General features: G+C 35.8%; 10 protein-coding genes. 2 read left to right on the top strand and 8 right to left on the bottom strand.

The window, feature by feature from the left end:
* The 7 genes from ACIGHG_RS15265 to ACIGHG_RS15235 all read right to left on the bottom strand — a co-directional run.
* Positions 1-2,523 (bottom strand): Cna B-type domain-containing protein (locus ACIGHG_RS15265; protein ID WP_396549220.1); only part of this gene is annotated, 2,523 nt, incomplete at its 3' end.
* A 1,611-nt stretch (positions 2,524-4,134) separates the two neighbouring features.
* On the bottom strand, positions 4,135-5,601 hold the full coding sequence (locus tag ACIGHG_RS15260) for a catalase (RefSeq protein WP_396549218.1): 1,467 nt from the start codon (positions 5,599-5,601) through the stop codon (positions 4,135-4,137).
* A gap of 432 nt (positions 5,602-6,033) precedes the next feature.
* Positions 6,034-6,741: a response regulator gene (locus ACIGHG_RS15255; protein ID WP_336470896.1), complete on the bottom strand. Its 708-nt coding sequence runs from the start codon at positions 6,739-6,741 to the stop codon at positions 6,034-6,036.
* Positions 6,734-8,344, bottom strand: a complete 1,611-nt coding sequence (locus tag ACIGHG_RS15250) for a sensor histidine kinase (RefSeq protein ID WP_396549216.1) — start codon at positions 8,342-8,344, stop codon at positions 6,734-6,736. Before ACIGHG_RS15250 ends, ACIGHG_RS15255 begins: the two co-directional genes overlap by 8 nt.
* 1,000 nt (positions 8,345-9,344) lie before the next feature.
* On the bottom strand, positions 9,345-10,556 hold the full coding sequence (locus ACIGHG_RS15245; protein ID WP_336470894.1) for an NAD(P)-dependent malic enzyme: 1,212 nt from the start codon (positions 10,554-10,556) through the stop codon (positions 9,345-9,347).
* Between the two features lie 68 nt (positions 10,557-10,624).
* The gene (locus ACIGHG_RS15240; protein ID WP_336470893.1) at positions 10,625-11,971 is read right to left on the bottom strand and encodes a 2-hydroxycarboxylate transporter family protein; all 1,347 of its coding nucleotides are present in this window, start codon (positions 11,969-11,971) and stop codon (positions 10,625-10,627) included.
* A gap of 288 nt (positions 11,972-12,259) precedes the next feature.
* Entirely contained in the window at positions 12,260-12,661 is a 402-nt protein-coding gene (locus ACIGHG_RS15235) for a YxeA family protein (protein ID WP_396549214.1), read from the bottom strand.
* Between the two features lie 181 nt (positions 12,662-12,842).
* On the opposite strand from ACIGHG_RS15235, the gene ACIGHG_RS15230 reads away from it, so the two are divergent.
* Complete coding sequence (locus ACIGHG_RS15230; RefSeq protein ID WP_336471395.1) at positions 12,843-13,358, top strand: DUF1572 family protein; 516 nt, start codon at positions 12,843-12,845, stop codon at positions 13,356-13,358.
* A gap of 25 nt (positions 13,359-13,383) precedes the next feature.
* The gene (locus tag ACIGHG_RS15225; RefSeq protein WP_336470891.1) at positions 13,384-13,647 is read left to right on the top strand and encodes a ribosomal protein L7/L12; all 264 of its coding nucleotides are present in this window, start codon (positions 13,384-13,386) and stop codon (positions 13,645-13,647) included.
* Positions 13,648-13,751: 104 nt separating this feature from the next.
* Here ACIGHG_RS15225 and ACIGHG_RS15220 read toward each other — a convergent pair whose 3' ends face one another.
* A complete protein-coding gene (locus ACIGHG_RS15220; protein WP_396549279.1) occupies positions 13,752-14,756 on the bottom strand; it encodes a S66 family peptidase in 1,005 nt (334 codons plus the stop codon).
* Positions 14,757-15,125 lie beyond the last annotated feature (369 nt).

The following is a 15,125-nucleotide window of genomic DNA, read 5'->3' as shown; positions in this document are numbered from 1 at the left end:
TCCGTCTACTGGTTGTTCTTTCACTTCATACTTGTACGCTACTCCGTTTGCATCGTACGCTTGTAGATTGTCAAACGTGTAATTCCAATTGTTTGCTGCCGTTACATCTTTCGTGTCAATCACTTGACCATTTTGTAGTAAGTCCACTTTGATTGTGCTCGGACGATCTGTCGCATTGTTGTCATTCCACGTTTTTGTTCCTGCTACTTTTGTTTGGCCTGCTTTTGTATTTGTAATGTCATAACCATTTACTTCCGATTTGTATCCGTCTACTGGTTGTTCTTTCACTTCATATTTGTACGCTACTCCGTTTGCATCGTACGCTTGTAGATTGTCAAATGTGTACTTCCAGTTTGTTGCTGCTGTTACTTCTTTTGTATTTACTACTTGACCGTTTTGTAGAAGGTCTACTTTAACCAAGCTTGGGCGATCTGTTGCATTGTTATCCTTCCAAGTCTTTGTTCCTTCTACTTTTGTTTGACCAACCTTTGTATTCGTAATGTCATAACCGTTTACGCTGGATTGATATCCCGCTACCGGGTGTTCTTTCACTGTATATGTGTAAGCTACTCCATTTGCATCGTATGCTTCTAAATCTGCGAATACATATTTCCAACCCATTGCTGCTGGTACGTCTTGTGTTTGAATTACATTTCCATTTTGTAGTAAGTCGACTTGGATCATTGCCGGACGGTCTATTGCATTTCCGTCTTTCCACGTCTTCGTTCCTTCTACTGTCAATTTCGCTACTTTTGTGTTTGTAATGTTGTAGCCATTTACTTCCGATTTATATCCCGCTACCGGTTGTTCTTTTACTGTGTACGTATAAGGAACACCATTTGCATCATATTGTGCTAAGTCTGCAAATGTGTAATTCCAATTGTTTAATGCCGTTACGTCTTTCGTGTCAATCACTTGACCGTTTTGCAGTAAATCGACTTTGATTGTGCTTGGACGATCTGTCGCGTTGTTATCCTTCCACGTTTTTGTTCCTACTACTGTTGTTTGACCTACTTTTGTATTTGTAATGTTATAACCGTTTACTTCTGATTTGTATCCCGCTACTGGTTGTTCTCTTACTGTGTACGTATACGCATTTCCATCATTATCATATGCAGGTATATCTGCAAACGTATAGTTCCAGTTATTTGCAGCTGTTACGTCTTTCGTGTCAACTACTTGACCGTTTTGTAGTAAATCGACTTTGATTGTTGCTGGACGATCTGTCGCGTTGCTATCCTTCCACGCCTTCGTTCCTAAAATAGATGTCGATTTCACCTTATTCGGAACCATCAGCTTTACACCTTTTTCGGCATTTGCATCAATTGTAAAAGGCACTTTTGCTTGTGGATCAAAATCCAAATAGTTTGGAGCAGTAATCTCTTGTACATAGTAATTGCCTGGATTTAAAGTAGGGACTTCAACCATACCTTGTGCATCTGTTGTATACGTACCGCCAATTTGCTGACCTGACTCTGTATATAATTTAAACGAGACATTCGGTATGAATTTTGTTTCATCTCCAGCAATGTGTTTTACAATTCTTAGCGTTCCTTTAGGTGGTAAATCACCTTGAGCACCACCGCCCGCGTTTATATTTTTAGTCCAAGCACTATCTGAAAACGTTACTGGTTGCTCATTTAAAATCTGGTAATTAATCGTAAAATCATTAAAAAAATTCTCTTGGCTCATTCCATTTTCAGTTATAGTAGCGGTATACCTCAAAATAAAAATCTTACCACTGACCTGATCCTTATAAGCTCTAATTTCAAAAGAATTACTATTAAAAGTAATTGTTCCATAACCCTTATCAACGAATTGTTGAGGTGTTAACGCTTCATTTCCAACTATTAAAGTAAAACCAGCCTGATCAAGTGTTTGGCCTGATTGTGAAGTATCCGACAAAACAATATCAGAACTTAATTGCTCCTTGTTATTATTTATAGGCAGTTCCCACTTCACTTTAGTTGGAGTATCCGGGTCAATTCTACCTGTTTTGTAGGAAAATGGAGCTGTACTCTCACCACCTTCAGTTGGCCCCTTAATGGTTACCCTTTGCGTTTGTAAATTTGTACCTAAATTTGTGTCAACTGTTATCGTTTGCCCTATTGCTACATTCTGAGTCGCTTGAACTTCAAAATAAAAATATCCTCTAATATTTCGAAGTTTCTCAACTACATCAGTAAATGTACATAAAACATTTGTTGCCGTTACTTGACAAGTTCCAAATGTAACACCAGCATCATTCTTTAAATCAATCTTTCTACTATATCCTTGTAATTCTTGAGGTAACGTTAACGTTAGTGTGTCTCCAGCCTTCATTTTATTTCCAGATTTATCACTAAAATTAACTTTTATTCCCGTTCGTTCTCCATAACTGAGATCTGTTTTGTCGAACGTAAAGCTATCAACAAATCCACTTGTATTTAACTCTTGTGCTTTCGCTATTATAGGCATCAAACTCTGACCTATAGTAAATATAAAGATCATGATAATTGAAAAAATAGAAGTTACTTTTTTCATATAATGGTAATAGGTAAACCTTTGAAGCCATCTCCAGCTTTTCCCCCACCCCACACCGTGCGTGCGACTTTCACCGCACACGGCGTTCCACCTAATCAACAAGTTCATATAGCTTTGTTATCGCCATCTTTATGTAAGAGAACCTGTTCATTAGACTCGGGGCCTTCCCTCCACTCCTTATTATCAGAGTTTCATTGGTACTACACCCCTACTGCCATCCCTATTCATAACTCTTTCACAGCTTAAGCTGTTCCCCGAGTTATTACTACATCGTTAGGGACTTCTGACGTTCCGAAACTGCTAGGTATATAACTATACGTAGGCCCTGCCTTTGTCCCGATTACCACTTCAATAAGAAGTTAAAGCAACCCTTTAGCTTTATCCATCACAAACCGTATGATATTGTTTTGGAGATAATATATTGACGCCCATTTCTAGGAACGGATACACGAGACGTACATTCAGCAGTTCGTCATTGATTGCTCAAATCCTGACCATATATAGCTCCCTGTCCGCATCACTTTTGCAATATGTTTAACCTTTCCTCAGCTTTACCTGTTAGGGCTACTCGATGCGACTTCACCCCGCTTCACACGTAGTCGTTACCAATTACGCATGGGGGAGTATTAACAGCCATCTAGTCGTGAGATTTGTTTGGGTATCCCACCGTGGTCTCACAGTTTCAGTTGTTACTAACAATCGTTAGTCCAGACAATCCCTCGAGTGTGAACCCGATTTCTGCCTAACGTCACACACCATACTCTTTATCCGCCTCCTAACGAATGATATTAAGATGGCTTTTGGTACAAATGCACGATAAGAACGACTTGATAGTTGCTAGTATTTTGTCTCTTTCGATCGTTATAAACTTACTTTCTATATATGCCTATCTACTCTTCAAAAATCATTAATTTCTCTAATATAGCTATTAAATCTGATAATTCGAATATTGACATATCTAACAAACAATGATAATATACAAATTGACTAAATTATGTTTTTACCATCATTTCTATCAAATCATGTAAACTGAAATTGTACCGTATTACCATCTCGTGCTGAGCATAAACGCCATTAATTTGTTCATACTATATAAATCCAATTTTAAAATACGGCATAAACAATTTTTCTCCATGTGAGATTAATCAAAAGTAACAAGCTCAGCCATGTCAAAATTTTAATGAGGATTTATATATTTTTTATTATTCATAGATTCATAACATCAATATGTTCAATTTTGACTACACATTTTAACACTTCGAAACTTTTTGACTCCCTCCCTTAAAGGCTCTTTCATGCTCTTGCCTAAAATTTTACACTCTTTTGACAATAAAAATAGTTTTCGTAAGTTTTGTAACTAATTTTGTAATTTTAAAAAGTGTATAGTTGTTCCAAATTTAGCTATATATCTCCATTTCAATTTTTCGACATATAAGTCACTGCTACGCAGAATACAACATGACCTTCACCCCCTTTCTTCTTTTGTTTTCAACCTTGCATGTGATAGAAAAAGGAATTGGCCGTTTCTATGCACGGCCAGGTACTCTCGCCACCTAAAAAGAAAGCGGATTTTATGTCTTTTTTTACTTGTATATATAATTAAGGTATCCCCTACTTCACAGGTCCTCCCACATACGCTGAAATATCAACATGTAATGCTTGTGCTAAACGCATACCATATTCTCGATCTGCACGGAAGAAGTTGCAAATTGCAAGCAATTTTGTTTGTTCATTCACATCTTTTAAATCATTTGCCAAGTTCGCAATTAAGTTATCTTGTTCTTCTTTAGAGAAGGAACGATAACGCTCACCAGCTTGCCCAAAATCGTTTGGTTTCTCAATTTTTTCACGAGATACATAACCTTCAAGTTTCATAGTTGAATCTCGATATACCGAATCTTCACTTGGATTTTCCGCATGGCGACTTGGTTCATAATTAATTGTAGACGGCTGTTGGTTCGTTTGCATGAAACCATCGCGTTGTTGATTATGCACCGCTGCGTACGGACAGTTTACAGGAATTTGTAAGTAATTTGCACCTAAGCGATAACGCTGTGTATCCGGATAAGAGAATAAACGTCCTTGTAATAATTTATCCTCAGATGGTTCAATACCAGGCACAGTTGCGCTTGGTGAAAATGCCGCTTGTTCTACTTCTGCAAAGAAATTTTGCGGGTTACGATTTAGCGTCATTGTACCTACTTCCATTAATGGAAAACGGTCTTCTGGCCATATTTTTGTTGGATCTAATGGATCAAACTCTAAGGAATCCATTTCATCTAGTTTCATAACTTGTAGATGAAGATCCCATTTCGGATAATTCCCACGCTCAATCGCATCAAATAAATCACGAGTTGCATGGTTAAAATCTTTTCCTTGCATTTGTTCTGCTTCTTTTACATTAAAATTACGTACGCCTTGTTGTGGCTTCCAGTGATATTTTACGTATACAACCTTCCCATCTTCGTTTACCCATTTAAATGAATGAACACCGAATCCTTCCATTTGGCGGTAGTTTGCAGGCGTACCGTAATCAGAAAATACCCAAGTTAACATATGAGTTGATTCTGGTGTTAGCGTCATAAAATCCCAGTAGCGATCTGGAGTTTGAATATTTGTATTTGGCGCCGGTTTTAAAGAATGGACCATGTCAGGGAATTTGATTGCATCACGAATGAAAAATACAGGTAAGTGGTTACCAACAAGATCATAGTTTCCTTCTTCTGTATAAAACTTCACCGCAAAACCTCTTGGATCACGAGCTGTTTCCGGAGAACCTTGCCCATGAATAACCGTTGAGAAGCGAACAAATACAGGTGTTTCTGTTCCTTCTTTCTGTAAGAATGCTGCTTTTGTATATTCTTTCATACTATTTTTTGTTACGAAAAGGCCATGAGCGCCAGCACCACGTGCATGTACAACACGCTCAGGAATACGTTCTCGATCAAAATGCGCTAATTTTTCTACTAAATGATAATCCTCTAATAATACTGGGCCACGACGACCTGCTGTACGAGAATTTTGGTTATCTCCTACAGGAGCACCTTGATTTGTTGTTAAGCGATTGTATGGATTCATTTTTGGACCCCCCTTTTATTATAATAATTTTTTATTTAAAATTATTATAAATTAATTATTATTAAAATATGTTTTTTTGTCAATCATTTATATAAAAATTTTTTATATAAATGATTGACATGCTATAAAAAAAGAAAGAGCAGCAAATACGCATACATATCGCTTAAATAAAGGTGATTCAAAAGACGGAATTTTCAGTCTTTTTTAATTTAAAATAGGGAGGTGTTAGCTACTCTCTCTTTGTAATTATAAGTTTAACACTAAAAATACAACCCAACAACAAAAAAATACAATATTCTAAAAAATTCGACATTTTTCTTCAAAATCTTGAAAATATCTGAATAAAACAGATGCTTCGAATTACAAAAAACATTCATTTAGTCAAAAAAACTGTCCCAAAAAGCCGTTATTTAACGATCTTTTGGGACAGCTTCATATATACAAATGTATTTTGTTTTCATCAATACAACGCAGTTTGCTTACCGGTCTTCCTACTTGTTGATATACCATTTCATTTTCTAAAACTCCAATTTCAATTAAAAATAGGACATACTTTCGAATGGAAACCCTAGAAATTCCAACTAATTGTGCCATCTCTTCTGTTGTAAATGTTTTCCCTTGAAGCGATTTTATCTGTTTCCAAACTAATTGTAAGGTTTGTTTTGTTAATCCTTTTGGAAGCACTTTGCTTACAGGAGATTCTTTTTTTTCTTTTTGTAAAATCAATGCATCTAATTCAGATTGATTAATATTGGACTGCGCCTTCATAAATTCAAATTTTTCGCGATAAGCAGATAATGCTTCCTTAAAACGTTCAAACGTAAATGGTTTAATTAAATAATCTACAACTCCATATTGCAGTGCTTTTTTAATACTTACCATATCATGCACCGCTGAAATCATCATCACATCAATTTCTTTTTCCTTATTGCGAATATGCAATAACAATTCAAACCCAGTATCACCAGGCATAAAAATATCAAGCAATATAAAATCTATGTGGGATTCTTCTAGTACTTGCAATGCTTCATCTACAGAATTAGCTATATGAACAAGTTCAAACCCGCCAACTTGTTCTAAATAATGCTTATTTAGAACGGCTACCATTGGATCATCTTCTACAATTAAAACTTTAATCATCTTCCATCTCATCCCTACTTTTATATGGTGTTTCAATTGTGATTATTGTTTGCTCCCCTAATACTGAATCAATATGGATATTTCCTTTTATACGTTCTATACTTTCCTTCACAAGATATAAGCCATATCCTCGATTTTCTCCTTTTGTAGAGTACCCTTTAACAAATAATTTATCTATTTCTTCTTGTTTAATTCCATTACCTGTATCTGTAACCTTTACAATTAATTTATCATAATATTTAATTACAACATTTACCTGCTTATATTTACAATCCGCTACTGCATCCAAAGCATTATCAATTAAATTCCCTACAATTGTAATGAGTTCATGAATAATCCCCTCATCATCCGGCTGTGGTAAATAAGAATCTTCACTGATCGTTAATTCTATTCCTTTTTCTCTTGCATAGCTAAGTTTTCCAAGTAAAAAACCTGCAAACACAGGATTTTTTATCTTCCGCATCACATCTCCAATTTCATATTGATGCTCTGATACCATGCTACTAACATATGTTTCTAATTGTTCATAATGCTTCATATGTGTTAGTCCTAATACAACATGCATTTTATTCATAAACTCATGCGATTGTGCACGCAAAGCCTCTGCATATAGTCGAATACCGGTTAACTGCTCTGCTAATTTTCTTATTTCCGTTTTATCACGAAATGTTGCAATTGCCCCAACAATTTCTCCCTTTACGTATAACGGAACTCGATTCGAAACAATTGTAATCCCATGCATACTATGTTCCTCATCAAACTGCGCTACTCCCGTTTGTAATACTTCTTTTATCCTTGAATTCGGCATATACTTCTTAATGTCTTCACCAATAAACTCTTCTTTGATCCCGCTTTTCTCAATTAACCGCCTGGCTTCGTGATTAATTAAAGTAATCCGCGCATCCGTATCAATCGCAATAATTCCTTCTTTAACAGATTGTAGCATCGTATTTCGTTCTTCTAAGATTTTTGAAATTTCACTAGGTTCGAGGCCAAATAAAATTTTCTTAATATGTCTAGCCAATAAAATAGCCCCTATAACTCCTACTAAAATCCCAACGCTGACACCGATGTACATAATGTGTCTGCTTTGTTTCACCATCTCTTCTACATTATCAGCTGAAATTCCAACAGCCACAACCCCTATTTGTTTTTTCGTTTCAGAAAAGATTGGTACAAATACTCGCATAGACCTTCCTAATGTCCCTTTTGCTGTTGATACATATTCTTTTCCTTTCAAGGCTGTTGCTTCATCGCCCCCAACGAAATGTTGACCAATTTTATTAGGATCCGGATGAGATTTTCGTATCCCATTCATATCCATAACTACAATGAATTGAACATCTGTATTTTTTAAAAGCCGATTCACATTCGGTTGAATTTCAGATTCATCTTTTCTTCCCGATAAAGCATCGATTACGAGCGGTGAATTTGCTGTAATACGTGCAACTGCTTTAGCTTTTTCTATTTGACTTTCTTCTGTCGTACGCTCGACATGATGACTAATTAAAATATCTGTTACAAGTAAAGCAAATATAACAACAGCACATACAAAAAATGCAATGGTTTTCTGCAAACTCAAAAACTTCTTTTTTTTCTCCATCCCTCTCTTTTCACCCCATGTTTTCTATACTCCGTGCGAAATCTATATTACTCATTCTTTACAATGAAAACAACTTTTTTTCATAAGTAAGCCTATGTATAATATTTTACTTATTGAGATACAAAGAAGACCTATATAAATACAAATTTAAAAATTGACATAAAACCCTCTTTCTTTTTAGGTGGGCGAGAGCATCTGACCATGCATAGAAGCGGTCAGGGTCTTTTTGCCACATGCAAGATTTAAAACAAAAGGAGAAAGCAAGTAGCGAGCATGTTGTATTCTGCATAACAGCGACTTATAAAGAAAAGTGGAAGCGGCTCGCTCAGAACAAGAGGGGGATGGAGCTTCTGACATAGAGGCGCTTTTTGCCTCGGTGGAAGACGCGAAGCCACCGACTGTTCTAGCCGCTGGAGCTGGATCATAAGAAAAGCGGAAGCGGCTCGCTCAGAACAAGAGGGGGATGGAACTTCTGACATAGAGGCGCTTTTTGCCTCGGCGGAAGACGCGAAGCCACCGACTGTTTAGGCCCATTGGCTAAGGTTCTTTCACACAGAAGGTGCTTTTTACCTTCTTGTGTGGAAGGTTCTTAGACATGAGGGCCTAGGAGGAAGAGCTAGACAAAGATGTCGAAAAATGAAAATGGATATATAAAGAAGGACAACATATGATTGAACAAGTAGGATTTGAAATAGAGTTTATAGAGAAGAAATAAAACTGCTCCCCACTTCTTAAAGATGGGGAGCAGTTTTAAAATAGGTGGCATGTATCCAGCTTAGACATACACGATCCACATCTTTTAGATTCGTAATATATCCAAGCTCGATATATTTCTTGCATCAAAGTTTCGCTTTATCCCGCATTAACGGGCAGTAAGACCCCCACCTCACGATTCAAAGAGAAACGAGGAAGATAGGGTGGGGAATAACTGCTGACATGCGCCCGATTGGTTCAACTAACCTCTTGGGAAGAAAAATGTTTCCCAAGAGGAAGTTTCACTTTATTGTTCGATTGAATAGTTTGGTACTTTTTTAATTTGTGCCACACCTGATTCAATTGCTGCTTTTGCTACCGCAGCTGCAACACTTGGTACAACTCTTTTATCCAATGGATTTGGGATAACATAATTTGCATTTCGTTCTTCATCTGTAATAATGTTAGCAATTCCATACGCGGCAGCTAATTTCATTTCCTCAGTAACATCTGTGGCACGCACATCTAATGCACCGCGGAATATACCTGGGAATGCTAATACATTGTTCACTTGGTTTGGAAAATCAGAACGTCCTGTTCCAACAACAGCAGCTCCCGCCTCCAGTGCATCTTCTGGGAATATTTCTGGTACTGGATTCGCCATTGCAAACACAATCGGATTTTCATTCATTGTCTTCACAAGTTCTTTTGTTAATACATTAGGAGCAGATACACCGATAAAAATGTCTGCACCAGCAATCGCTTCTTTTAATGTTCCACGTACATGTTCGCGATTTGTTTCTTTCGCAATCTCGATTTGTGCAGGGTTCATCCATGATTCTCCTTCACAAACAACACCTTCTAAACTTACTAACGTCATATGCTGTGCGCCTGCTTTTAATAACAATTTACCAATCGCAATTCCTGCAGAACCAGCACCATTAATGACAATCTTCACTTCATCCATCGTTTTATTTACTACTTTTAACGCGTTAAGAACTGCCGCTAAAACAACAATTGCTGTTCCGTGCTGATCATCATGAAACACTGGAATATTTGTTTCTTCTTTTAAACGCTTTTCAATTTCAAAACAACGCGGCGCTGCAATGTCTTCTAAATTAATACCTGCAAATGTAGGTTCTAAATTTTTAACGATGGTTACGATTTCATCTACATCAGTCGTTCCAAGACAAAGCGGGAATGCATCGACATTCGCAAACTTTTTAAATAAAATACTTTTTCCTTCCATAACAGGCATAGCTGCTTTCGGTCCAATATCACCTAAGCCAAGTACTGCCGTTCCATCTGAGACAACGGCAACCATATTACCACGTGCTGTATAGTCATAAGCTGTTTCTTCATCTGCCGCAATCGCCTTACAAGATTCCGCTACGCCTGGTGTATATGTCAAACTTAAATCATCAGCTGAATTCACTTCTACTTTACTTGTAATTTCAATTTTTCCTACTAATTCTTTATGAAGTAATAACGAACGTTCTTTAATTTGGCTCTCTAACATAAAAATAATCTCCTCCTAATTTTACAAGCTAGCTACGTCTTTACATAGCTAGCTTGTTTGATGTTACATTACGAAAACATTTTTAATAAAATTGATGCTGTTACAACCATTGCTGCTCCGCCTAAACGCGTTGAAATTTGTGCAAACGGCATTAATTCCATACGGTTTGAAGCTGATAAAATCGCAACATCTCCTGTTCCGCCTAGTCCGCTATGGCATCCTGTTACAATCGCAGATTCAACCGGGAACATTTTCATAACTTTCCCAATAAGGAAACCAGTTGCGATCATTGTAATTACCACTGATGCACACACCGCAACATATCCAACTGAAAGAACAGCTGCTACATCTTTTAACGGAATGTACAGTATTCCTAAACCAACCATTAATGGCCACGTTAAGCTTGTCGAAATAAATTTGTATAAGTGATATGCACCTTGCTCCATTTTTGCTGGCATTAATTTAAAGTACTTCACAAGTGCTGCTGAAAAGATCATAATGATTGCCCCTGGAATACCAATAAATTTAGAAGCCAATCCACCGAAAATAAAGAACGTACATGCAATTAATAAACCTGCTCCCATTAATGAGAAGTCAATTGGTTTTTCTGTATTTTGTTCTTTTAATAAATCATCTTGATTACCTGTTTTTACCAATACACCATTACCGCTAAGTTCTGGTTTTTTCTCACCTAATCGCTTCATGTATCCAGCGCCTACAATCGCAAACATATTTCCGATAACCGCTGCCGGAATAAGCTGAGATACAAATGTTGCTGATGATTGATGTAAAATTTCACTGTAAGCTAAGGAAAGTGGTAAAATCCCTTCTCCGATACCACCACTCACAATTGGTACAATGATAAAGAAGAACGTTCTCTTCATTTCAAATCCGAATAATGATCCAACTAATAATCCAACTACAATAGAAGCAAGTGTTCCTACAACTAATGGAATAAACATGCGAATAAAGCCTTGTACTAACACTTTGCGGTTCATTCCTAAAACACTTCCAACTACTAAACAAGAAATGTATAGATATAAAAAGTTCGATTTTTTCATTAACATATTTACAGCATTCATTGATGCTGGGTTGATCCAGTTAAAGAACACGAGTAATGACGGAATAAATAATGAAAGAATTGCTGGTCCACCAACGTTCTTTAAAATTGGAATTCTCATTCCAATATCGCCTAAGAAAATACCCATAATCATAATAACTGCAAATCCGCCAATCATATCCGCAGGCAACTTATTATATACAGATGCTCCATAAATAACCGCTGCTAGCACAAGATATAAAGGTAACGGTATAACACCAATTTTTATATTCATAATTTTTGAAATAAATGTTTCCTGCTTTGTTTCTCCTTCACCTGCAGGTGACATCGTTTCCACTTGATTTTGAATCCCCATAGAGGCACCCCCTTATGTTGTTATTTACAATATTAAAACGCTTTCAATAGTAATAATAGATTTTGTAAGTTTTGTAAGTGGTTTTGTAATTAAAAAAAGTAATTCCCACTCGCTTTCTCCTTTTGTTTTAAACCTTGCACGTGGCAGGAACAGGCCCTGACCGCTTCTACGCATGGCCAGATGATCTCATCCCCCCTAAAAAGAAAGGAATTTTTTATTTCGGATTTTTAACTTGTATATACAAATAAGCAGCTTATGGATAAAGTCTCCACAAGCTGCTTATTTGTATTATTTCACATCTAACTTTTCTTTTGCTTTCACAGGTATTTGCTTAGTCGTTATTTCTTCGTATCTTTGAATTCCATGTGTTTTATCCGGATATTCACCATTTACATACACACGCAGAAATGCCTGTAATTTTAAGTTTTTAGTTGCGAAAAATTTAACCGTTTCTTCATTTCCCTTTTTATCATATGCTTTCATTGTATACCAATACACGGGCTGTTTTTCTCCATCATTATCTTGTACAGATTCTTCTTTTCCATTCTCTGTGATTTGAACGTAATATTCTTTTGCTACCCATTTTTTAATATCTATTGCATCATTTTTTTCAGCAACAGCTAGTACTGCCATTGAAGATACGGAAAATAATAGCATAAATAAAGTAATACCTATTACATATTTCTTCAAGTGAGTCACACCTTTTCTGTTCATTTACTATGTCTGTTTGTATGATAAAAGTTTTATGTGTGATTTGTTATCGATTTACGTGACAGCAAGATTACATTTCTGTAATGTTTCCCTTTCCGCATCGTACATATTTTTCTGTTAAAATAAAGGTAAATTAAGGAAATAGGGAGGAGACTTTTTGATGAATCGAGTTGAAGACAAGTTTTTGTCTACTGTACTTTCTCAATTTATACATATAAAAGCACGTGCTGAACAAGCAATTGAGCAATTAACCGAACAAGAACTTCATTGGCAACCTAATGAAGAATCTAATAGTATTGCAATCATTATGAAGCATTTAAGTGGAAATATGCATTCAAGATGGACTGACTTTTTAACAACAGATGGAGAAAAAGAAGAAAGAGATCGTGACGATGAATTCGTTGATACGATCCAATCAAGAGAAGAATTACTACATATTTGGGAAAAAGGATGGTTCCTCTTATTTTCAACTATTCAAGAACTCAAAACAGATGATCTACTAAAGATTGTGACCATTAGAAAAAATCCCTTAACGGTTTTAGAAGCCATTCAAATTGAAATTGCCCATTGCAGCAATCACTTAGGACAAATTCTATATATCGGTAAGCAAATTAAAGGTTCGGAGTGGAAAATATTAAGCATTCCGAGAGGGCAGTCTAAAAATTTTGTTAAATAAAGTAAACAAGAAAGGAGAGATAAATGTGGATTATTTACTTCTAACAGCAGTAATCGCTTTAGGTATATTTTATATTTCCGGTCAGTTAAACAACATTCATACAAGATTAAAACGAACAGAAGATAAATTAGATCAAATCGCTAAACACATGGAACTCCCTGAGCATACAATTAACAAAGAACTTCGCCAGCTAGTGAAAGAAGGAGATAAAATCAAAGCAATTAAAAAGGCACGAGAGGTTTTAGGGTTGTCATTACTTGAAGCTAAAAATTATGTTGATTCTTTATAGCGCTATAAAAGCTAGCAAAATGCTAGCTTTTATCATTTTAAATAAGTTAAATAATATTAAAGCTTCCTTATGCTTTCTACTGTCATTACAAGCTCTTTAATTAATTAAAATTCTAAAACCCGAACCGTCTTCTGCGTTGCATTCAATTCAATCGTTCTGCCAATTGGCATTGTGACAATTGGATGTGTATGACAGCAATCAAAATCGGCTAAGATTGGAATATCAGTGTCTCCCATTACTTCGAGCAAAATATCATATGGTGTTAGCCCCGTTCCTTGATTGTCAAATTGTTCATGTTTTCCTAAGATTATCCCGCCAATCTTTTCAAATACACCATTTATTTTCAAGAAACTAAAATGCTTTTCAACAATTGCTGCTGTTTTTTTACAGTCCTCAATCATTAAAATATCTCCCTTATGAATAACAGGCATATAAGGGCTCCCCCATATGCTTAACATTGTCATTAAATTTCCAGCTATTAACCGACCCGTTGCGGTACCTTCTTTGACACAAACCCATTCATTCTGATAACTTGCTTTAGGACGATTCTGTGTCTGCCAATTTAATTGCTCATCTGTCCAAAAATGATATATAGGATATTCATACGGAAGTGTTTCATTTTTTATTAACACATCTTCAAATGATGAAAATGTATCATTTACATACGGAGGCAATTCTCCCAATGATGAAATGAGGGACGGACCATAAAATGTTGTCATACCCGTTTTCGCATAAATGCCTAACAAAATGGCAGTGACATCAGAATATCCAACAAAAATTTTTGGATGTTTTTTTATTTCTTCGTAGTCTAAATAAGGAAGTAATGAATTTGAATTGCTTCCTCCAACAGACGACATAATACACTTAATTTCTGGATTCCGAATAAATTCGTTCAACTCTTGAACACGATCTTTTATATTCCCCGATCGATAACGATCACATTTTCCAGTAAGACTTCCATCAACTATAATAAACCCTTTACTTTCCATAAACTGTTTGGAACGTTCGAATCTAGTAGGTGATGTATATGTACCAGGCAATGATGGTGAAAAAACTCCTATTTTATCTCCTTTGTTTAACTGAAACACTCTTCTTCCCCCTATATACATCCATTTGCATTTATATATATAAACATGATGCATGTAATATTTATTTAATATAACCTAATTTCCTAGATATGTTAAATTGATAAAAGTATTCTTACATCAATTTAATAAATTGTCGAATTTTAAAGAAAATTGTCTATTTTTCGTTGATTTATTTTATTTTTAATGTTAAACTCTTAATAATAAAGAAAGAGTAGCGAAAAAACCCTTCAGTTTTTAAGTTTTCTGAAAATTAAGTTTTTAAAACCTTTTTAACTTTCATTGACATTCTTGTGCTGCTCCCGCTCTTTCTTTATCCTTTCAAGAAGTTGTCACAAAGCTAGTACTTTGTGGCGGCTTTTTTTATTTCCTTACATCCCTGCATTATTCTTT

The organism is Bacillus sp. NPDC077411, from assembly GCF_044543425.1.
Classification (GTDB): domain Bacteria; phylum Bacillota; class Bacilli; order Bacillales; family Bacillaceae_G; genus Bacillus_A; species Bacillus_A bruguierae.
Note: the sequence above shows the minus strand (reverse complement) of the source record. Positions and strands in the feature narration are given on the sequence as shown.

Bases quoted from the DNA above. Each gene is read 5' to 3' on its own strand.
- ACIGHG_RS15255 (WP_336470896.1), bottom strand. From the start codon at position 6,741: ATGATTAAAGTTTTAATTGTAGAAGATGATCCAATGGTAGCCGTTCTA.
- ACIGHG_RS15260 (WP_396549218.1), bottom strand. From the start codon at position 5,601: ATGAATCCATACAATCGCTTAACAACAAATCAAGGTGCTCCTGTAGGA.
- ACIGHG_RS15220 (WP_396549279.1), bottom strand. From the start codon at position 14,756: ATGTATATAGGGGGAAGAAGAGTGTTTCAGTTAAACAAAGGAGATAAA.
- ACIGHG_RS15245 (WP_336470894.1), bottom strand. From the start codon at position 10,556: ATGTTAGAGAGCCAAATTAAAGAACGTTCGTTATTACTTCATAAAGAA.
- ACIGHG_RS15250 (WP_396549216.1), bottom strand. From the start codon at position 8,344: ATGGAGAAAAAAAAGAAGTTTTTGAGTTTGCAGAAAACCATTGCATTT.
- ACIGHG_RS15230 (WP_336471395.1), top strand. From the start codon at position 12,843: ATGAATCGAGTTGAAGACAAGTTTTTGTCTACTGTACTTTCTCAATTT.
- ACIGHG_RS15240 (WP_336470893.1), bottom strand. From the start codon at position 11,971: ATGGGGATTCAAAATCAAGTGGAAACGATGTCACCTGCAGGTGAAGGA.